Source organism: Streptomyces fuscichromogenes, assembly GCF_014645815.1.
GTDB lineage: Bacteria > Actinomycetota > Actinomycetes > Streptomycetales > Streptomycetaceae > Streptomyces > Streptomyces fuscichromogenes.
On sequence record NZ_BMML01000006.1, the window covers coordinates 469,583 to 491,298 of the forward strand.

General features: G+C 71.9%; 13 protein-coding genes. 4 read left to right on the plus strand and 9 right to left on the minus strand.

What is annotated here, in order from left to right:
• Positions 1-150: 150 nt before the first annotated feature.
• Positions 151-2,382 carry a sigma-70 family RNA polymerase sigma factor gene (locus IEZ11_RS51945; RefSeq protein WP_189263421.1) on the plus strand — a complete coding sequence of 744 codons (2,232 nt, stop codon included), beginning with the start codon at positions 151-153 and terminating at the stop codon, positions 2,380-2,382.
• Between the two features lie 192 nt (positions 2,383-2,574).
• Here the strand turns inward: IEZ11_RS51945 and IEZ11_RS16205 are convergent, their stop codons facing one another.
• From IEZ11_RS16205 to IEZ11_RS16225, 5 genes are all read right to left on the minus strand, one after another.
• Positions 2,575-4,839 carry a hypothetical protein gene (locus IEZ11_RS16205; protein ID WP_189263422.1) on the minus strand — a complete coding sequence of 755 codons (2,265 nt, stop codon included), beginning with the start codon at positions 4,837-4,839 and terminating at the stop codon, positions 2,575-2,577.
• 120 nt (positions 4,840-4,959) lie between these two features.
• Positions 4,960-5,598, minus strand: a complete 639-nt coding sequence (locus IEZ11_RS16210; RefSeq protein ID WP_189263423.1) for a response regulator — start codon at positions 5,596-5,598, stop codon at positions 4,960-4,962.
• A complete protein-coding gene (locus IEZ11_RS16215) occupies positions 5,595-6,794 on the minus strand; it encodes a sensor histidine kinase (protein ID WP_189263424.1) in 1,200 nt (399 codons plus the stop codon). The genes IEZ11_RS16210 and IEZ11_RS16215 overlap by 4 nt, the downstream gene beginning before the upstream one ends.
• A gap of 5 nt (positions 6,795-6,799) precedes the next feature.
• Complete coding sequence (locus IEZ11_RS16220) at positions 6,800-9,028, minus strand: MMPL family transporter (protein ID WP_189263425.1); 2,229 nt, start codon at positions 9,026-9,028, stop codon at positions 6,800-6,802.
• A 213-nt stretch (positions 9,029-9,241) separates the two neighbouring features.
• Positions 9,242-9,784: a hypothetical protein gene (locus IEZ11_RS16225; protein WP_189263426.1), complete on the minus strand. Its 543-nt coding sequence runs from the start codon at positions 9,782-9,784 to the stop codon at positions 9,242-9,244.
• 294 nt (positions 9,785-10,078) lie between these two features.
• Here IEZ11_RS16225 and IEZ11_RS16230 point away from each other — a divergent pair, with 294 nt between their 5' ends.
• From IEZ11_RS16230 to IEZ11_RS16240, 3 genes are all read left to right on the plus strand, one after another.
• Positions 10,079-12,979 carry a SpoIIE family protein phosphatase gene (locus IEZ11_RS16230; RefSeq protein WP_189263427.1) on the plus strand — a complete coding sequence of 967 codons (2,901 nt, stop codon included), beginning with the start codon at positions 10,079-10,081 and terminating at the stop codon, positions 12,977-12,979.
• Positions 12,980-13,237: 258 nt separating this feature from the next.
• Positions 13,238-15,223, plus strand: a complete 1,986-nt coding sequence (locus tag IEZ11_RS16235) for a YncE family protein (RefSeq protein ID WP_308426478.1) — start codon at positions 13,238-13,240, stop codon at positions 15,221-15,223.
• 421 nt (positions 15,224-15,644) lie between these two features.
• Positions 15,645-17,546 (plus strand): alkyl/aryl-sulfatase, encoded by a 1,902-nt coding sequence (locus IEZ11_RS16240; protein ID WP_189263429.1) that lies wholly within the window; start codon positions 15,645-15,647, stop codon positions 17,544-17,546.
• 255 nt (positions 17,547-17,801) lie between these two features.
• Here IEZ11_RS16240 and IEZ11_RS16245 read toward each other — a convergent pair whose 3' ends face one another.
• From IEZ11_RS16245 to IEZ11_RS16260, 4 genes are all read right to left on the minus strand, one after another.
• On the minus strand, positions 17,802-18,677 hold the full coding sequence (locus IEZ11_RS16245; protein ID WP_189263430.1) for a hypothetical protein: 876 nt from the start codon (positions 18,675-18,677) through the stop codon (positions 17,802-17,804).
• Between the two features lie 105 nt (positions 18,678-18,782).
• Positions 18,783-19,784 carry a twin-arginine translocation signal domain-containing protein gene (locus IEZ11_RS16250; protein ID WP_189263431.1) on the minus strand — a complete coding sequence of 334 codons (1,002 nt, stop codon included), beginning with the start codon at positions 19,782-19,784 and terminating at the stop codon, positions 18,783-18,785.
• A 40-nt stretch (positions 19,785-19,824) separates the two neighbouring features.
• Positions 19,825-21,105: a TRAP transporter large permease gene (locus IEZ11_RS16255; protein ID WP_189263432.1), complete on the minus strand. Its 1,281-nt coding sequence runs from the start codon at positions 21,103-21,105 to the stop codon at positions 19,825-19,827.
• A 3-nt stretch (positions 21,106-21,108) separates the two neighbouring features.
• Positions 21,109-21,696 (minus strand): hypothetical protein, encoded by a 588-nt coding sequence (locus IEZ11_RS16260; RefSeq protein WP_189263496.1) that lies wholly within the window; start codon positions 21,694-21,696, stop codon positions 21,109-21,111.
• Positions 21,697-21,716 lie beyond the last annotated feature (20 nt).

Below are 21,716 nucleotides of genomic sequence, written 5' to 3' on the forward strand. Positions count from 1 at the left end.
CTGTCCCTACGGAGACGGCCCACCCCGGCGGCCCATAACAGGTTCGGAGCCCTCGATTTCGCCGGATGTCGCGCCCTCGGGCCGCTTGGCCGGTCGACGCGGCCATGCCATCATGACCGCCTTCACCCGAGATCATTCTGCGAGGGCGCTTTGCGCAAGGATCCGTCCCGGGCCGAACTGACCGGACCCGGCCTGGTCGAGGCCGCCCGGTCCGGCGACCCCGGGGCACGGGCGGCCCTGTTCGGCGAGTACCTGCCCCTGGTCTACAACGTCGTCGGACGAGGTCTGCAGGGTCACGCGGACGTCGACGACGTCGTCCAGGAGACCATGCTGCGCGCGATGCGGGCGCTGCCCCTGCTGCGGGAACCCGAGAGGTTCCGGTCCTGGCTGGTGTCCATAGCGATCCGTCAGATGCAGGAGCAGGGACGGCGCAGCAGGGCGGCGCTGGCCCGGCACCGGCCCGTGACCGACGCGGACGGGATTCCCGACGACGCCCGCGCCTTCGCCGACGTCGCCCTCGACCGCCGCGCACTGGCGGAGGCGGGCGGCGACCTGCTGGAAGCCGGCCGCTGGCTCAGCGACGAGGAACGCCGGACCATGGCCCTGTGGTGGCAGGAGACCGCAGGGCAGCTGACCCGCGCCGAGGTCGCCGAAGCGCTGGACCTGAGCGCTCCGCACACCGCCGTACGCATCCAGCGGATGAAGGCCAGGCTCTCGGTCGCCGTCGGCGTCCTCGCCGCCTGGCGGGCCGACCCGCGCTGCGCCGGTCTCGACGCCTTGGCGGGCGGGCACCGGACGGACCGGTCGCGCACGGCGGCCAGGGCAGCCACGGCGGCCACAGCAACCACGGCCGGCGGCCGGCTGCTGACCAGGCTCGACCGCCATGTGAAGGACTGTCCGCGATGCGGGGCGGCGGCGGCCGCCTGGAACTCGGTCGACGACCTGCCGATCCGGATCGGCGCGCTGGCCGTCCCGGCCGCGCTGGCGGCGGCCGTCCCGGGCCTCGCCGCCCAGCACGGCGCGGCCGGCGGCCTGGTGTCGTCCCTGCTGAGCTCCTTCCGGCACGCGCTGGGCCGGATCCCGGTGAAGGCGGCGGCCGCGGCGGGCGGCGCCGGCGTCACGCTGGCCGTCGTGGCCGGAGTGACGATCCATCACCTGCCGCCGGGACCGTCCGCCCCCGACACCGCGCGGAGCCCTGCCGCCACGAACGGCACCCCGCGCCGGCCCGGTGCCGCCCCCTCGGCCCGCACCGCGCCGTCCCCCACCCCGAAGACCTCGCCGGCCACCTATTCCGGCGTCGCCACCGCCGACTACTACGTCGCACCCGACGGGGACGACACCGCCCCGGGCACCCTCGCCCGCCCGTTCGCCACGGTCACCCGGGCCGTCTCCCGGGCCCGGCCGGGCCAGACGGTCGCCGTCCGCGGCGGCACCTACCACCCCGGAACCACGATCTCCCTGGCCGCCTCCGGCACCCGGGGGCACCGGATCACCGTGAGCAACTACCGTGCCGAGCGCCCCGTGTTCGACGGATCAAGGCTGCCGTCGGGTACCGGACTGTTCGTCCTGAGCGGCGGGCACGTCACGGTCCGGGGACTGGAGCTCGACGGCACCGCCGGGCGCCCGTTCGTCTGCGACTCCTGCCACGACGACGTGCTCGCCCGGCTCGTCGTGCACGGCAACGCAAGCACCGGTCTCCTCCTCCAGGGCGCGGGAACCCAGGACAACCTGGTCCAGGACAGCGACTTCTACGACAACCACGAGTCCGGGTCGAACGGCGGACACGTCGACGGCGTGAGATTCACGGCCGGTTCCGGCACGGGAAACCGCGTCCTGGGCTGCCGGACCTACGACAACTCGGGCGACGGGCTGGACCTCAGCGGGTTCGACGGCTCGGTGACGATCGACCGCACCTGGGCGTTCGGGAACGGAGTCGACCGCTGGGGCCTCGCGGACTTCTCCGCCGGGGGCAGCGGGTTCAAGCTCGGCGGTGACGCCGGCCTGAAGGTGGCCCCCGTCGTCTCGGACAGCGCGGCCTGGGACAACGCCGGCTTCGGGTTCACCGAGACGGGCGCCGCCGGAACTCCCCGGCTGACCAACGACACCGCCTACCGCAACGGGGCCGCGGGGTTCGCCTTCGTCACCTCCGCCGCGGTCCTGCAACGCGACCTGGCTCTGGGCAACCACCCCGACGACTGGCTGGGCACCCGGACCAGGCACACGGCCAACTCCTGGGACCGACAGGGCTGGACGACCGCGGCACTGAACCTCACCGATCCCACGTCACCCACCGCCGGCCGAGGCCCGGACGGCCGACTCCCCTCGACCCCCTTCCTCAGCAACACCAGAGACCCGTCGATCGGCACCACACTGACGCCCTGACCCCCGTCGACGCGAAGGACACGAACACGCGGGGCGACGGCGACGGCAGAGCGGACATCGTCTCCCGCGACACCTCGGGCAGCCTGTGGCGCAACACCGGGAACGGCTCCGGCTCGTTCGGGCCCCGCACGAGGATCGCCTCGGGTTGGCAGGCGTACCAGGGCGTGTACCGACAGGCGTAGGCCAAAGCCCTTACGGAATCGAGGGATCGGCGGTCAGTGTCCGCAGGACCTTCCGGGCCTCGGCGCGAAAGTGTTCGTCGTCGAGGACGATCCGGTCCTGGAGGCCGGCACCCACGATGCGCCGGTCGCCGTCCGCGAGGTCGCGGATCACGTCGAGCTGAGCGCCGGTGAAGGCCGTCGGGCCGAGCGCGGCGCAGGCTGTGAGCACGGCCGAGGCGGAGCGCCCGTACGAGCCCGGCCCGGCCGCCGCGAGGACACGGTCGGCCAGGGTGGTCCGGGCGAGCCCGGCAAGTGGGTCGGCCTGGGGAAAGACGCTGGTCAGAACGGTGACGAGGGCAGGGGAGAGTTCGGGATCGTCCAGCAGCGGCAGGATGTCGGAAAGGAGCGGTTCGGCTGCGGGACCGAGCAGGCGAGCGACTTCGGCGGCGCGTTTCACCGTCTCCTGGCCCCATGCCCGGGAGGCCCAGGCGAGGCCCTCCCTGATCACCGGAAGCACCGCCCGCTCGTCCCCGGTCAGTTCCTGGACCAGCGCCGCGGCCCCGAGCGCTGCCCTGATCATCGGCATGGTCTCGCGCGACCGCGGCGGTTCCGCCAGCAGTGTGTGCAGCAGCGGCAGCAAGGGACGAGCCGCCTCCCCGAGTGAGGCGACCGCGCTGACGGTGTGGTCCAGGCTGTTGCCTCGCTCGGCCAGCAGCTCGGAGAGCACGCAGATCAGGGGGCCGGCGTCACCGGTCAGGGAGTGCAGCGCGCCTGCCGCCGCCTGACGCGTGGCCGCCGGCCCCTGTCCGGCCTGGGCTCGCAGCGCCTCGATCACGTGGGCGTCGGCCCGGGGATCGGCCACCTCGGCCAGGGCGCGGCTGACCGGCAGCGGATGACGGGGCAGCGCGGCGAGCAGCTCCGGCAGGGCGGCTCTGGCCGTCCGGCCCCAGGCGGCCAGCAGCCCGCCCAGGTAGACCGGCTCGTTGGTCGCGGCAAGTCCGCCGCCGAAGACCGATCCGCGCTCGCGGGACGGTTCGGCGGCGAGCCGGACGCGTATCGCGTCGAGCAGGTCGGGATCGTAGGGCAGGGGCGTCGTCTCCTCGCCGGCCGTGTCGCCAGGACTCGGCGTCCGGGTCTCACCGGTCGCGAGTCGGTACGCGGCCTGCAGCGCACGCGGCCGGTCGGCCAGGTGGCGGGCGAGCAGCCCGGCCGCCTCCGGGGCTCCCAGGCACACCAGCGCGGCGAGGGCCTCGTCGGCCGGATCGCCATCGCCCTGCGCGAGGGCGAGCAGGGCCGGGACCGCCTCCGGGGCCGGCTGACTCCAGGTACGCAGCAGCGGGATCACGTCGGCCACGGTGGCCGGATCGTCGAACAGCGGACGCAATGCGGGCAGCAGCCGGGCCGGGGCGGACCGGGAGCGGCGGGCGAGGGACTCGGCGGCCCAGCGCGCCTCGGTGACGGCGGCCTGCGCGTGCTCGCTCCCCTGAACCCGCAGCGCCACGGCCCGCCCGAGCGCGGAACCGACCACGTCGATGGCGGTGCCGGCCGCACCGCGCGCGTGCAGGGAATCGGCGATCGCCTGCAACGGCTCCCGCTCCCACAGAGCACCGAAACCGTGCCGATCCAACGGGACCAGTCTCGCGACGCACGCGGTCGTCTCCCCGTCCCACGGCAGGCCGAAGTCGGCGGTGACCAGCAGCGCCGCGACCCGAACCGGCGCCGGCCCGTCTCCGGCGAGCACCGCGGAGCACAGCTCCCCGGCCGCATCGGGATCCAGGAGCGCACAGGCCGTCAGCACATCCGCGCGTAGCGCCGGATCGCTCTCCGCCGCCCAGCGGGCCCGCAGCGCCGCACGCGCGTCGGGGCCGGCCGCAGACCCGCACTGGGCCACCGCCCACACCGTGGTCCGGCGCACCTCGCGATCACTGTCCGCGAGCAGCGGCAGGAGCAGCCCCAGCTGTGCCACAACGGCGTCACGGGCCGCGCCGGGCACCGGCAGACCGCGCTCGTCGGCGCTCCCGGCGATCACACCGAGCATCCCCACCAAGGCACTTCGGCGCACGCCCCCGGCAACGAGTCGCGCCAGGAAGGGCACCGCGGGCGCTGTCGCCGAGTAGACCGTGCCCTGATGGACGATGCTGCTCCACAACTCCTGCTCCGCCTCCGCGGCGGTCTCCTCCACCGGGGACGCGAGGTCCCGCAGCAGCGCGGGGACGTCCTCGGCGGAGCCGTAGGCATGGCCGAACCCCGACCAGTCCACGTGGTCGAGGTCGGTGAGAACGAGGCGGAGATCCATGTCGCGGATCATGCCACCCGGCACTGACAACGACCGGCTGTGCCCACCGCCGCGGCACGACGGCGACCAGGGCCGCGCGCCGAGCCGCCCTCAAGCGGACCTCCGCATCGGGGATCCGGATCAGGGCCGCGGCAGGAGCCCTCTTTCCATCGCCACCACGACCGCCCTCGTACGGTCGTTCACGTCGAGCTTGGCGAACAGGCGCAGCAGATGCGTCTTCACCGTGGCCTCGGCGATGACCAGGCGTCTGCCGATCTCGGCGTTGGTGAGGCCGTCGGCCACCGCGCCGAGGACATCGGTCTCACGGTCGGTCAGCGGTTCCTGGACCGGCCGGCGCAGCCGCGCCACCAGCTTCTCGGCGACCCGGGGAGCGAGCACCGTCTCGCCGCGTGCCGCCGCGCGGACGGCCTCGACGAGCTGTTCGCGCGTGGTGTCCTTGAGCAGGTAGCCGATGGCACCGGCCTCCACCCCGCGTTCGATCTCCGCGTCCGTGTCGTACGTCGTCAGGATCAGGACCCGGGTACGCGGATACCTGGCGACGATCTCGGCCGTCGTCGCCACACCGTCCAGAACGGGCATCCGCAGATCGACCAGGGCGACATCGGGGTCGTACCGTTCCACCAGTTCGAGCGCCGCCCGCCCGTCGCCCGCCTCACCGACGATCTCGATGCTGTTCTCGCCGGCGAGCAGGGCGACGACTCCGGCGCGCATCACGGTGTGATCGTCCACCACGACGATGCGCAGGCCCACCTCGCTCATGCCGCCCCCTCGTCCGCCGTGGGGATCGTCGCCAGAACCCGTGTCCCGTCGCCCACCGAACTCGTCACCGTGAGCCTCCCGCCCAGTTCCGCCAGTCGTTTGCGCATGCCGTCGAGCCCGAAGCCCGTCGACTCCGCCACCACGAACCCGGTGCCGTCGTCGGTGATCTCCAGTTCCACCCCGTACGGACGCCGGACCAGCACCACCCCGACCGTGGACGCGCCCGCGTGTTTGCGCACGTTGGCCAGGGACTCCTGGGTGCAGCGCAGCAGCGCGATCCGGGTCTGCTGGTCGCATGCGAGGTCGGTCAGCTCGGCGTCCACGGTGAGCCCGGTGTCCTCCGCGAAGCGGTCCAGCGTGCGGCGCAGGGTCCGCGCCACCGAACCGGCCGCCTCCCGGCCCGGACCCGGCTGGCTCGCCGAACCGACCAGCTCCCGGGCCTCGGTGAGGTTCTCGCGGGCGGTGAACTCGATCGACCGGAGCTGCTGGGCACTGCGCGCCGGGTCCTCGGCGATGCCCGCCCGCGCCGCCTCGGCGAGCACGATGATCGAGGCGAAGCCCTGCGCGAGCGTGTCGTGGATGTCGCGTGCGATGCGTTCCCGTTCGTCCGCCGCGCCCTGTCGTTGGTGAGCCTCGGACAGCCGTGCCTGCGTCCGCTCCAACTCCTCGATCAGACGCGCCCGTTCGGTGCTCTGCGCGACGACCGAGTGCGCCCACAGGCCGATCAGCACGCCCACGGCGACCACGATCAGGGTGGACACCAGCGTCTCGCCGAAGAACTCCGCCGACCAGCCCTGCCGGACCAGGCTCCCGGCCAGCGTGGCTCCGGTGGCGAACCCGAGGAACCCCATCGAGGTCCTCGGAGTACGCCCGAACATCCAGTAGTGCGGCAGCGTCACCATGAACAGCGCCGCGTAACTGCTCCCCAGATACGCCAGCCCGCCGAGTGCGAGCACGAGCACCGAGAGGTAGACCTGCGGGCGTACGACAGGATTCCCCGGGAAGCGGTCGAGAACCGCGTAGCACAGCACCACGCAGCCGAGCAGCGCGAGCGCCCGGTACTTGCTCCCGTCGGCCGGAGCCGTCGTGACCAGCCCGACGGCCATCGCACCGAACAGCGCCCAGCACACCGTGTTCCACCGGCGCAGCGAGGTGGCCCAGAAGGCGTCGGCCGGGGGCGCGGCGAGAGCGGTCATGCCCATCAACGTACGTCGGCCGCCGATCGGCCGTCGGCGATTTGGGCCGAGGCCGCCGCCGCCCGCCCCGCTGTCCGTCCCGCCGCTCGTCCCGCCACCCGCGAGGGCCACCAGCTCACGTCCCCGAGCAGCAGCATCGCCGACGGCAGGACCATGATCCGGACGACGAAGGCGTCGAGCAGCACGGCAGCCGCGAGGACGAAGCCGATCTGCTTCATCTCGATGATGTGCAGGAAGACGAAGCTCGCGAAGACCGTCGTCATGATCACCGCCGCGCTCGTCACCACGCTCGCCGACCGGCGGATCCCGTCGAGCACGGCCTGCCGCGTCGGCACGCCCGCGAGCACCGCCTCCCGGATCCTGCTCACCACGAACACCTGGTAGTCCATCGAGAGCCCGAAGAGGATCACGAAGAGGAACAGCGGTACGCGCGATCCGATCGAGCCGGTGGAGCGGAAGTCCAGCAGCCCCTCGGCCCAGGACCCCTGAAAGACCAGGACGAGCAGTCCGAGCGCCGCCGCCGCGGACAGCAGGTTCAGCACGACGCCGATCAGTCCCAGCACCACCGACCGGAACGCGTACCCGGTCATCACGAAGGTCACGAGCAGCAACGCGCCCAGAACCAGCGGGAGTTTGCTGTTCTGGTGGGCGGGATAGTCGGTGTACCGGGCGACGTCGCCGCTCACCGCGGACTCCGCGCCCGCGACCCGGCCCACGGTCGCGGGCAGGTAGTCCCGGCGCAGGTGGTCGAGGGAGTCGTACGCCTGCGCGGAGTTGCCCAGGTACGGCACGTTCAGTTCGAGGGTGCTGATCCGGTGGTCGGCGGAGGTCCGGACGCGCGAGGCGCCGGCGAACAGCGGGTCGGCGTCGGCGCGTCGGGCCAGTTCACGCAGCGCCGCGGCGACCTGGCCGGAGCGCGCGGCGGCGGCCCGTACGACGACCTGGTGCGTGACGCGTTGGTCCGGGAACGCCTCGTTGAGCCGGTCGTACACGCGCATGGCGGGGATGTCCCGGGAGTGCGTGTCCCGGCTCATCTCCGTGATCCTCAGCCCGGCCAGCGGGGTGACGAGCGCGAGCAGGGCCAGAACGGAGACGCACAGGGTGGCCAGGGGGTGCCTGCTCGCGGGCCGCAGCAGCGCGGCCCACACGCGGCCGGCGTCGTCGTCCCGCGTCCGGCGAGCGGGCTTTCCCCTTTCGCTGCGGCGCCGCGCCCTGCGCTCCTCCCGCTGCCCGAGCTTGACCAGCAGCGCGGGCAGCGCCGTCAGCGAACTGACCACCGCGACCAGGACGACCACGATCGTGCCGGTGGCCAGCGAGGAGAAGATGACGTCGGCGGCGAGGTACAGCGTCGCGGTGGAGGCCACGACCGCGAGGCCGGACATCACCACCGCCCGGCCGGAGGTCGCCGCGGCCAGCTCCACCAGCGCCCCGGAACTCAGCCGGCCGCCCGCGCGGGCCCGCTCCTCCCGCTCCCGCTTGAGGTAGAAGAGCGTGTAGTCGACGCCGACCGCGAGGCCGATCATCAGGATGACGTTCGTGCCGACCCCGGCGTCGGGGGAGAGGTGTGACACCACCATCGACAGCCCGACGGCCGCCGCGATGGACGACAGTGCGAGCAGCAGCGGCACCCCCGCCATGGTCACGGACCCGAAGACGACCAGCAGGGTGATCAGGGTGATGGGCAGCGTGATCTTCTCCGAGAGCGCCAGGTCGTCGCCGCGCTGCCGGTCGACCCCCTTGCTGATGGAGGGACTCCCGGTCTCCTCCAGCAACAGCCCGGGATACGCCTTCCCCACGGCCCGGGTCTGCTCGACCAGCGCGCCGACCTTGTCCTTCGCGTCCAGTTCCGCGCCCTTCAGCGCCACTTCGACCATCAGGATCCGCCGGTCCCGGGACAGCAGCGGGCGGGCCACCCCCGCGACCTCGGGCAGCCGCCGCATCCGGGCGGTCAGATCGCTCGCGGCGGCCTCGGCCGCGGCCCGGTCGACAGGCACTGACGGTGTCCGAGCGGAGATCAGCACCTGCTCGGTGGGCCTCCGCTCCAGGTGCCCCTCGGCGGCCATCGCCTCCGCCCGGCCGGCCTCGCCGACCCGGTAGTCGGCCGTCGTCGCGCTGTGCGTGCCGACGGCGCTGCCGGTCCCCAGGCACAGCACCACGAACACCAGCCAGCCGACGATGGCCCGCCAGGGGTGCCCAGCACTCCAGCGCGCCATGCGCACAGTGATTGATTTCATGCCCAACAGCGTTGCTGGCCACGGCAGTCGGTCGACAGAGGTGTCGGGTTGAACTTCACGTCCACCGATCGGTGGACCCGGACCCACAGGAAGCCCGCGAGCGACGCGCACGTGTCCTCGGCCAGGCATGCCTGCCCTCCGCGCGGCCCGGCTTCCGAGGCGTGACGGCTACCGGGGACGTTGCCGGCCGACACCGTTCCGAGGGGGATGCGGTCAGAAGCCGACCCGCTCGTAGCGGAGCGAGGTGTAGCCAGAGTTGTCGGAGTAGATCTGCGCGATGCCGGCGGCCCCGACGGCGTCGACCCGTCGGGCCTGCAGCCGGATCGTTGTCGGCCCGCCGACTCTGATCAGCTCGCTGATCGGTGCGGTCTGGTTGCCGCCGGCGGTGGCGTCGCCCGCGTTCAGGTTGATGATCTGGTACACGAGCCGCTCGCTCTGCGGCAGCTCGGCGCCGGAGTTGACGTTCCACAGCCGCGCGGTGATGTACGTGTTGATGGCCGGAGTGCCCGCGAGGCGTCCGCGGACGTCCGCGTCGAGCGCGTAGGTCCCGGCCCTGGGGAGGGTGATCTCGAGCGGGGTGTCGGTCCATACCCCGCTCGGCAGGTTGACGGCCGTGTTCAGCTTTGCGATCCCCGCCTTCGCCGGGTGTGCGACCGTTGCCGTGGTCGCGTCGCTCGGCTCGGTGAACGCGGTCGCGGTGCCGATGAGCAGCGTTGCGGCGACGGCGGCGAGGCTGGTGCGCAGGACTTGTTTCATGGTTCCTCCCGGACGAAGACGATGCGGACATGCCTCCGATAAGGTATGGAACCTGACACAATATGAATGTATTCAACATGCCGGTTGAACGGGTGACAGCGGCTCGCACAGCAGCCGTACCGCTCGGCGTCGCCGCGCCGGAGCCCGAGGCCCAGGGCACCCTCTGTCGACGACGCCCATGGGATTTTCATGTGATAGCGCACATTTCGCGCGATAATGGACCTAGAGCGGGAGAGCCTCCCCGGAGCGGCCTGACAGGCGGTGACCCGGTCACGGGGGCTCCAGGCAAGGGAAGTGAGCAGGGTGTCGGTGGCCTGGGACCACATCGGCGGACTCGTTGACGCTCATGAGCGCTTTCTGTCCGGTGCGCAGGTCGAAAGAGACGTACGCGGTCCGATCCTCGAATCCTGGAAGCGATGCAGGTCAGAAGGGGTCGAGCCGCACGACGTGCTGCTGCCGTACACCCCTGACCTGGAGCTGGACGACCGTCTCATGCGGGCGATCGAGCCGGTGCTCAGGGATCTGACCGCGTCGTTCTCCAACATGAGCATGATCGTCGCGCTCTGTGACGCGCAGGCCCGCATGGTCCAGCGGTACGGCGGTGGGCGTCAGCTGCTCCAGCGCCTCGACGAAATCAACTTCGCCCCTGGTTTCGACGCCTCGGAGCGGGTCGCGGGCACCAACGGTGTCGGCACGGCACTGGCCGGGCGGGGCCCGATCTATCTCGCCGGCCGTGAGCACTTCTCCGACTGCCTGCAGCCGTTCAGCTGCGCGGGTGCGCCCATCCGCGACCCCCTCAGCGGCCGCATCGAGGCGGTCCTCGACCTCACCTGTCTGCGCGGCGACAGCGACCCCGCCATGCTGCGACTGGTGCGGGAGGCCGCCCGCGACATCGAGACCCGGCTGCTGGAACAGGCCACGGAGCGGGAACGGGCACTGCTCGCCGCGTATCGGCGGGCCTGCCGCGACACGGACGGCTCCGGTGACCGGCCACCGCACTCCCCGCGCGCACTCTCGAGTTCCGGCCCCGAGCACGGCCGCCTCGGCCGGATCGACCTGGCCGTGCTGCGTGAGAAGGCCGAGGAGCTCCTCGCCACACCGCAGCGCACCCTCGACACGGTGGCCCTCTCCGGCGGGCGGGAAGCCACGCTGTTGCGCCACGCGGTCACGGGAGCGGCAGGTGAGACGGGCGCGGTCGTCGAGGTCCGGCTCCTGGGCGGTCCGAGCCTGCGCCATGTCGGACTCACCGCGCCGGCCGAGCCGGGGCGGCCGACCGCGCTGACCGCGACGCCCCTGACCGCCGTGCCGGCGACGCCCTCCCCGGTGCCGAGGCGGCACGTCCGAGTACTCCCCCGTGCGGTCGGGCCGCCCCCGTCGGCGGCAGCGGCTTCGCCCGCCCTCACCGTGGCCGGCCCGCAACCCCGGCCCCGGGCCGGAACCGAGGGGAACGGCAGTGACTCCGGCTCGGCCGACGGCTGGGTGCTGCTCGTCGGCGAGCCCGGCGTCGGCAGGCTGGCCGTGCTGGCCCGCAAGCGTCTGGAACTGCTGCACGACGCCAGCGTGTGCATCGGAACCACCCTGCACGTCACCCGCACCGCGGAGGAACTGGCGGAGGTGACCGTCCCCCGGTTCGCCGATCTGGTGGTCGTCGACCTGCCCGACTCCGTGCTGCTCGGTGACGAGCCCGAGCCGCTCGGCGGACAGACGCCGCTGCGCCGGGTCGCGCTGGGCACCGTGCGCGAGGAACTGCCCGTGTACGGCGTCGGCGACCCCGTCCAGTACGTGCCGTCCACCCCACAGGCCCGCTGCCTGGAGACCGGGCAACCCGTACTCGAACCCGTCCTGGCCGACGCCGAGGGCTGGATCGCCCAGGAACCGGCACGGTTCGGCCGGGCGCTCTCGGTGGGCATCCACTCCCTGATCACGGTGCCCCTGCGGGCCCGCGGCACGATCCTCGGCGTGGCGAGCTTCTACCGCTCCGAGAAACCCGCCCCCTTCGAGGACGACGACCTGTCCCTGGCCCAGGAACTGGTCGGCCGGGCCGCGATCTGTATCGACAACGCCCGCCGGTACACGCGTGAGCACAACACCGCCCTGGCGCTGCAGCGCAGCCTGCTGCCCCGCGGGCGGCCGGAGCAGAACGCCGTCGAGGCCGCCTACCGGTATCTGCCCGCGCAGGCCGGAGTGGGCGGCGACTGGTTCGACATCATCCCGCTGTCCGGCGCCCGGGTGGCACTCGTCGTCGGCGACGTGGTCGGCCACGGTCTGCACGCCGCCGCCACCATGGGCCGGCTGCGCACCGCCGTGCACAACTTCTCCGCCCTGGAGCTGCAGCCCGACGAGCTCCTCACCCAGCTGGACGACCTGGTCGGCGGCCTCGACCCGGCTGAGCCATGGTCGGTGGAGCCCGGTCACCCGGACCCCGGAATCGTCGGCGCGACCTGCCTGTACGCCGTGTACGACCCGGTGTCCCGGCGGTGCACCCTCGCCCGTGCCGGGCACCCCCAGCCCGCGGTGGTCGGACCCGACGGGTCGGTGGAGTTCGTGGACCTGCCCTCGGGGCCGCCGCTGGGGCTCGGCGGCATGCCGTTCGGGACCGCCGAACTGGAGCTGGCCGAGGGCAGCCAACTGGTTCTCTACACCGACGGTCTGGTCGAGGACCGGTGCCGTGACATCGACGCCGGCCTGCACAAGCTCCGCGCCGTCCTGGCAAGCGCCGACCGGGAACCGGAGGACACCTGCGACGCGGTCCTGGACGCGCTGCTCCCGGCCCGGCCGGCCGACGACGTCGCCCTGCTGGTCGCCCGCACCCGCGCGATGGGCTCCGACCAGGTCGCCCAGTGGGACCTGCCCAGTGATCCGGCGGTCGTCTCCCGCTCCCGTGCGGCGGTCACCGCCCAGCTCACCGCCTGGGGGCTGGACGAGCTGGCCTTCGCCACCGAACTGGTCGCCAGTGAGCTGGTCACCAACGCCATCCGGCACGCCGTCGGCCCGATCCGGCTACGGCTGCTCCGCGATCGCGCCCTCATCTGCGAGGTCTCGGACGGCAGCAGCACGCTGCCCCGGCTGCGCCGCGCCAGGAGCGAGGACGAGGGCGGGCGCGGTCTCTTTCTCGTCGCCCAGCTCACCGAACGGTGGGGCACCCGCTACACCGGCGAAGGAAAGACCATCTGGACGGAACTGCCCCTGCCGTGACCCCCGGACGCCGCTTCCACATCGATCTCGGCGAACGGGAGCGGCGGATGCGTCCGGTGTGCGGGTCGTCGTCATGGGGTGACCTCATGGGGTGACCTCGCAGCTGCCTGCCGCCTGGCGCACGCCCGGCGAAGCGCGCCCGCTGCGGAAACCCGCGCAGGTGTGCCGTACAACCCTGAAGGGGCTCCAGGGGTCTTGCGGGCATCCTGTCTTCCTAGTGGGGGTTGCATCACTGTGCGTGTGCGCAGCATCTCGGCCGTGACAGCGCTCGCGGTCACTCTCGGTCCTGTCGCCCTGATCGGGTCGACGGCGGGCTCCGCTGTCGCCGACAGCAGGGCCGCGCTGCCCGTCACGTCCAGCGGCGACATCATCGTGGACGGCGTTCACCAGCGGGTCTTCATCAGTGACCCGTCGGGAGGCAAGGTCGTCGCCACCGACTACGACGGCACCGTCATCGGGACGATCACCTCGCTGCCGCAGGCTGACGGTCTGGAGCTCTCCGCCGACTCGGCAACGGTCTACGTCGCCGTGCCGGGAGCCGATGAGATCGTGGCCATCGACACCGCGACGCTCACCGAGGCCGGGCGGTACGCGACGGGTGACGGCACGGATCCGCAGCACCTGGCGCTCGCCGGCGGCAGACTCTGGTTCGGCTACGGCAGCGTCGGCCACGGCAACATCGGCTCTCTCGACCTGTCCGGCGGGCAGCCGCAGGTTTCCCTCGCCCAGGAGGCCGAGGGGACGTGGAAGGACGCTCCCCTGCTGGACTCGGCACCCGGCGCTCCCGACACTCTGGCGGCCGGCTCGCGCCAGTACTACTTCGCCCTCGGCATCTACGACGTGTCGTCCGGCACGGCCGACCGGACCGCGTTCCTCGGCGGGCAGGACGCCGCCATCGCCAACACCGCGGAGGACCTGGCGCTCACCCCGGACGGCACAGAACTCGTGGTGGCCACCGCGGCAGGCGACTTCCAGCCGGTCTTCCGGACCTCGGACCTGTCGCAGACCACCAGGTATCCGAGCGGCTACTCGGCACAACGGTCGGTGGATGTCGCGCCGGACGGCCTCGTCGCGGTGGGCACGGACACCTACGCCAACTTCACCCCCCAGGTGTCCGTCTACGAGCCGGGCGGCACGACCCCGAGGCGGACCGCCGATTTCACCGACGAACAGGGTGGAGTCTCCCAGGAGACCCTGCTCGACCGCGGCGACCTCGCCTTCGCACCCGACAGCAGCCGGCTCTTCGCGGTCACACACGGTCTCTCCGGCAAGTACAGCCTGCGCGTCGTCACCGACCCCGGCAAGGCGGTCACCGCCGTCACGGTGAACGCCCCGGCGACCGCCGACCGTGCCAGGTCGCTGACCGTCTCCGGCAAGGTCACGAACACGCTCGGGCTGCCCGCCGGGACCACCGTCGCGGTGACCCGGACGGACCTGGAGTCCCCGAACGGCACGGCGCTGCCTGCCGCGACGGTGAAGGCGGACGGGACCTTCTCCTTCACCGACGTCCCACCCGCGGGCAGCAAGGTCACCTACCAGGTCTCCTACGCCGGCGACGCCGATCGCACGGCCGCCTCCGCCTCCGGCACGGTCGAGGTCTCCCGGAACACGACAGCCCTGACCGTGAACAAGAACGGCACCGTCCACGACTACGCCAGCAACGTGACGTTCACCGCCCACCTCGGCACGACGTACAAGAACCGGACGCTCTCGCTCTACGCGGACACCGCGGGCGACGGCAAGGGCAAGTACCTGGTCAGGACCGGCACGGTCAACAGCGGGGGCAACCTGTCGGTGACCTTGCCCCTGAAGCGCGACACCACGGTGAGCGCCTCCTTCTCCGGCGACGCGCGGACCGCCCCGAAGACGGCCACGAGCCGGGTGGGCGCGAAGGTCAAGGTGTCGCTGAGCCCGAGCCGCCACTACAGGACGGCCAAGGTCAACGGGTACACCACGTACTACTTCCGGAAGAAGACCAACCCGCTTCTCACGACCACGATGACGGCCTACCCCGGCCGCGCGCAGAAACTGGAGTTCCAGATCCACTCCGCCGGCGCCTGGCGGCCGGCGGGGTACGAGTACTTCAGGCTCGACTCCAAGGGCAGGTCGGTGGTGGAACTGCGGGGCACGCACCAGACCGGCCACTCGATGCGCGTGCGGTCGTCCTACATCGACAACTCCTCGAACGACACCGTGAACTCGACCACGCACGGCTCCTGGAAGTACTTCACCTTCACCAGCTGAGGCCGCGCCCAAGGACACGATGGCGCGCGCCGGCCACTCCTCGGCCCCGATGGGCGGTGGTGCCGACACGCCTTCCAACCTGTGGTGGTGGTCCCGGAGCCTCGGACGGGGCCGTTCGCCTGCCCTCATAGGCGGCCGGTGCTGCCGGGCTCGCCAGCAGAGGTCGTCGCGAAAGGGCACGCCGGGGAGGCCGACCCAGGACGATCGACGATCGTTCAAATGTACGGATCGGCCCGATGCCCAACGGCATCCTCCGGCACCAACCGACGGGGATCCGGGTTCGGCCGGAGCAGGCCAAGCCCGGTTCACCCGTGCGGCGTGCTTCCGGTCGTGCGGGCCAGGGCGCCGGGCGAGGGTGGCACTGGCCGCGGCCGTCGGGGTGGCGGCCCAGGCAGCGCCGCCGTCAGCGAGGGAGCCCCCGATGTCCCCCCACACCGAGGCCAGGCCCGCCGAGCCCGCCGTCGCGCAGGCCAACGACGCCGTGCTGCGCCGGTTCCCCTTCGACGACACCCGGGACCTGGAGGACGCGCGGCGCGGTTTCCTCGGCACGGCCGCGGAGAGCGTCGTCAAGGACGCCGACGGCCGTGCCGTCTGGGATCTCGACGCCTACGGATTCCTGGCCGGGGAGATTCCGGCCACCGCGAACCCGAGCCTGTGGCGGCAGAGCCGGCTCTGCTCCGAGCACGGGCTGTTCGAGGTCACCGAGGGCATCTACCAGGTCCGCGGGTTCGACCTGTCCAACATGACGGTCGTCGAGGGCGACCGCGGGATCCTCGTCATCGACCCGCTGCTGTGCGCCGAGACCGCGGCCGCCGCGCTCGCCCTGTACCGGGCCCACCGTGGTGAGCGCCCGGTGAGCGCCGTCCTCTACACGCACAGCCATGTCGACCACTTCGGCGGGGTACGCGGGGTCATCACCGACGAGGACGTGGCGGCCGGCGTCCCGGTCCTCGCCCCGCAGGGCTTCCTGGAGCACGCGGTCAGCGAGAACGTCTACGCCGGTACGGCGATGGGCCGGCGGGCGGCCTACATGTACGGTGCCGCGCTGCCCAAGGGGGAGCGCGGGCAGATCGGCGCGGGCCTGGGACAGACCACCTCGACGGGCTCGGTCACCCTGATCCCACCGACCCTGTACATCACGCGCACCGGGCAGACGGAGACCGTCGACGGCATCCGCATGGTCTTCCAGCTCACTCCCGGCACCGAGGCCCCGGCCGAACTGAACATCCACTTCCCCAGCCACGCGGCCCTGTGCATGGCGGAGAACGCCACCCACAACCTGCACAACCTGCTGACCCTGCGCGGTGCCCAGGTCCGCGACCCGCGGGTGTGGGCCCGCTACCTCACCGAGGCCGTCGACCTGTTCGCCGCCTCCTCGGACGTCGCCTTCGCCTCCCACCACTGGCCGACCTGGGGCCGCGAGCGGGTCGTGGAGTTCCTGTCCGAACAGCGGGACCTGTACGCCTACCTGCACGACCAGACCCTGCGCATGCTCAACCAGGGCCTGACCGGCCCGGAGATCGCCGAGCGGATGGAGCTGCCCCCGGCGCTGGAGCGGGCCTGGCACACCCATGGCTACTACGGCTCCGTCAGCCACAACACCAAGGCGGTCTACCAGCGTTACCTGGGCTGGTTCGACGGGAACCCGGCCCACCTGTGGGAGCACCCGCCGGTCGAAGCCGCCAAGCGGTACGTGGAGTTCATGGGTGGTGCCGACGAAGTACTGCACCGGGCCCGGCAGTCGTACGCCGACGGCGACTACCGCTGGGTGGCGCAGGTCGTCGGGCAGGTCCTGTTCGCCGACCCGGACCACGCCGAAGCCCGCGGACTCCAGGCCGACGCCCTCGAACAGCTCGGCTACGGCAGCGAGAACGGCACCTGGCGCAACTTCTACCTGATGGGCGCCTACGAACTGCGCAACGGTTCCGTCGGCACCCCCACCGTCACCGCCTCGCCCGACGTGATCGCGGCCCTCACCCTGGACCAGCTCTTCGACGCCCTGGCCATCCGGGTCGACGGGCCGGGCAGCTGGGACGTGGACATCGCCGTTCGCGTGCACATCGCCAAGGGCGACTCCGTGACCGTGCGGCTGCGCAACGGCGTCCTCACCCACGTCACCGGCACCGGACCGGCCGCGGCCGACCCGGACGTCGAGATCACCCTCACCGAGGCCGACCTGCGCGCTCTCCTGCTCGGTACGCTCAAACCGGCCGACCTGGCGGCCCTCGACACCGTCGAGATCACCGGCGATCCCGGCCGGCTGACCGAACTCGTCGGCCATCTCGGCATGCCCGACCCGGACTTCGCCATCGTCACACCTTGAGCCGACGGCCCGGCGGGCCCGCACGCCAGTGGCCCAGGCATACCCGGGCGCGGCTTCGCACTGACCGGACCGCATCGTCTCGCGGCCTGGTCCGGAGTGTCCGTCGCGACGGCGCATGCACCGTGTCGGCCCAGCGCCCCGCGTTCCTCGGCACCGCGCATTCCGGCCGGCCTGCGGTCGGGTCGCCCCCGAGCCGGTGGACGGCTCCCGCGCCTTGACGCGGGAGCCGTCCACCGGCTCTCCGTGGGATGCGGCTCAGCTGGCGTCGCGGATGCTGGTCGCGATGCCGTTCTTGATCACGACCGTCGCGTCGAAGCCCTTCTTGGCGGCCTTCTCCAGTTGGGCCTCGGTGCACTCGACACCGCCCTCACCGCCCGGACCCGTGTTGATGGCGTCGCAGATGTCGTCGTAGCCGATGATCTTGGTGTCTTCGGCGACGAGGAACTCCTGCTCGCTTCCCTTGATGTCGCTGACGGTGTACTTGCCCGGCGCCAGGTAGGAGACGGCGCCGAACCAGGTTCCGCTGACGCCCTTGCCCGTGGCGGAGCCGGACGACGAGCCCGAACCCGAACCGGAGGACCCGGACGCAGACGACCCGGACGACGACGATCCGGACGAAGACGATCCGGACGAAGACGATCCGGACGAAGACCCGGACGACGACGTGGACGACGACCCGGAGCCGGTGTCCTGCTGGGCGGCACTCCGCTCGGTCACCAGGGTGGCGACACCCTTGTCCATCTCCACGTCGGCGTTCACGGCACCCTTCTTGGTGGCCGCCTCCAACTGGTCCAGCGTGCAGGACGTGTCCGCCTTGGACCCCGCCTGCCCGCATATCGTGCCGGCGCCGTAGACCTGGGTCTCGTCGGCCACCAGGAACTGCTGGTCGTCCTCGCCCGGCACGGAGACGACGTACTTGCCCGGTGCGAGATAGGTGACCTTGCCGTTCTTGAACGTACCGCTGACGCCCTTCGAGTTCTTGGCGTCCGACGCCTTGTCCGCGACCGCCGACGCGCTCGCTCCGCCCTTGCCGGACGAGGTGGCGTCGGTGCCGTTCTGGCACGCCGTCATCAGCAGCCCGGCAGTGATCGCGGCAGTGGCGACAACGGCCTTGCGCAGGTGGCGGTTCATCAGGGGAGGTTCCTTCCGAGGGATGGGGACAGCAGGGCGCCGGCGGCGTTTCCGCCGGCTTCCCGGTCTGGTGCTGGGTATGAGGAGCCGCAGGGCCCGGTCGGGTCAGCCCCGGGCCACGGCGATGGATCCCGCGAGCCGCTCTCCGGCCTCGTAGATCATGTAGGGGACGCCGCCGTCGGTGCCGAAGCAGGGCGACGCGGCGCGCCCGTTCTCCGGAGCCGCGCTGCGCGAGTTGTAGAAGACGCCGAGGTGGTCGCGCTTGCCGAAGTCGTTGCCGACCTCGGTGATCATGATGTCGCCGCCGCTCGACCTGTCCTTGTTGTAGACGACATAGGTGCTGCCGTCGCGGTGGAGAAGGTGCGGACCGCCGACGTTGACGGCGTCGACGTCGGTGTGCCGGATCAGCGGTTGCTGGTCGTAGGTCCAGGTGCGGCCGTCGGCGGACCAACCCCAGTGGATGTCACGGTGGTTGGTCGTGTTGTTGGTCATGAAGACCATCACGTAGGCGGCGTCGCGTGCCGGCAGGTCGTGGCGGAAGACCCGGGCGTACGACGTCTCCGTGGTGCCTGCCGGGAGCATGGACGCCGACAGCACGACCTTGTCGTACGTGAAGTTGATCCCGTCGGCCGAGCGGGCGAGGCGGGTCGTGGTGTTCGGTCCGTGGAAGTACAGCCAGAACTCGTCGGCGTCCTGGTTCCACAGCACGTGGGGGGACGAGACATGGCTGACGGAGTAGTGCGGGGACCAGTCGTTGGAGACGATCGGGTTCGACGGGTACTCCGTGAACGGCCCTTCCAGCGAGTCGCCGTAGGCCAGGCAGATCCCACCGGGCGGGTCGTGCGGCGCGTAGTAGAGGTAGTAGCGGCCGAGGGGGGAGCTCAGCTTGTCGTAGACGCCCCGGACACAGGGGAAGATGATCTCGCCGGTGGGGTTGTACTTCAGCTTGGACGCGGTCAGCAGCGTGCGGACGTAGGTGTAGTCGGGGAATCCGCCGGGCGCCGCGGCGGCGGGCTGGGTGCCCAGGGTCGTCCCGACGGTGAGAGCGGCTCCGGTGGCGGCGGCGGTGCGCAGGAAGAGACGCCGGTCGAGGCGTTGCTCGTGCATGTGGGCTCCGATGACAAAAAGACAGAAGGGACGGAAGGGCTCAGAGGTAGGTGGCGGCCGTGACGCACAGGCCGCCGAGGGCGACCGCCCAGACGTACGGCAGGGTGCGCACCATGACCTGCTGGGGAGTGACACCCGCGTACTGGGCGCTCCACACGGTCTGGGTGCTGGTCGGGTCGGCGACGCCGAAGACCTGGTTGTACGAGGTCGCCATGCCGAGGACGGCGGCCGCGGGGTAGACGCCCGCGGCGACGAGGACGCCGGCGATGCCCGCGCCGAGCCCGAACACGTTGAGCGGGCCGCGGTAGAGGCACAGCGGGACGAGAAGGGTGAAGACGAGCACGAACAGCACCGGGTTCCGCGGGCTGACGGCCTTGACGAGCGGTTCGAGCGCGTCCACGGCGCCGGGCAGCTTCACGGCCGCGAGCAGGATGCCGATGGCGATGAACAGGGCGATCGGCGGGGCCGCCACCTCGAAGCCGCCGTACAGGGTGCGCAGCAGCCGCTTGTTCAGCTCGCCGGGCCGGGTCGTGGTGACCAGCGCGTACAGGATGCCCGCCAACAGGGAGGGGATGACGGCGAGTTCGAAGCCCAGGGCGAGGACCAGCGGGACGGCGGGGGCGAGCAGCGCGTACCAGGGCGCGTCGCCCGGTTCCGCACGTCGTGAACGGGGCTTCGTGTCCACGGACTTGAGCGACCAGGCGTGCTCGGTGCCGCGCCGTCGGGTCTCGACGACGACGAACGCGACGGCGGCGGCCAGGGCGAACGGGAAGAGCTTCACCATGAAGCCGCGCACGGCCGGGACCGGCAGCTCCAGCGCGGTGGAGAAGAACTGCCACAGCGGCAGCTCGAAGGGGACGCCCACGGCGATGCCCATCAGCACCGTGCCCGCGGCGGTCACCCTGGGCACGCCGACGGCGATCATGGCGGGGATGCCGATGAGGCCGGCGAGCATGGCGGCGGGTGCCGAGCCGGTCACCGTTCCGACGAGGGCGGACACGGCGAGGACGCCGAGGGCCACCACGGTCGGGCTGTCACCGCCGAACTCGACGATCTTGCGGACGAGCGTGCCCGCGATACCGGTCTCGTCGAGGAGCCTGCCCAGCCAGGAGCCCAGAACGATCGCGATCATGGTGGCGGCCAGGGTCGGCGCGCCTTCCTGGAGAACGGTGTCCAGCACGCTGTTGCTGCCGGTGAGCGGTGCCCCGGCGAGGAAGGCGATGACGACGGCGAGCAGCACCAGCGCGAAGGCGGTGGGGATTCTTCGGGTGAGCATCAGGCCGACGCCGGCGGCCATGACGAGGAGGATGACGACACCCATGGGTCAGTTCTCTCTTCTCGGAGCGGGATTCCCGGGCCGGGTGAGCGCCGCGCGCAGCGCGGCGGTGAGGAGCAGGGGGCTGCGGCCGAGCCCGCAGACGGTTCTGGCGTAGGCGTGGGCGGCGATCTCCTCGGCACCGGCGACATGGCCGGCCACGCGGTGGCGGCCGAGACGCAGCACGGTGTGGCCGAGTGCCTCCTTGAGCGCGGCCTTCGCCGGGCCGTGGTGCAGGTGGGCATGCGCGGCCTCGTGGGCGAGGGCGGCCGCGCGCACCGAGCCCGGCGGGTACCAGGCACGCCAGCCGCGGGCGTCGGCCAACTCCTCGGCGAGCGCGAGCGTGTCGGTGTAGAGCTCGACCGTCGGGGGCCGTGAGGTGTAGCGGGCGAGCAGCATCCGCTCCAGGCCGTCGTTCCGCTCGACCACGCGTGCCGTGGACGGCACGGGGGCCAGCCCGGACCCGAACTCATCTGCCCTACGGGCCCATTGACGCAGCAGCTCGTGGTCGCGCCCCTCGTGGGTCGGCGTGGCCGCCAGCAGCCGGACGCCCCACTCGACGTCGTCGACGTCGTCGATGTCATCCATGTCATCCATGGGCACGGAGTCCGATACCA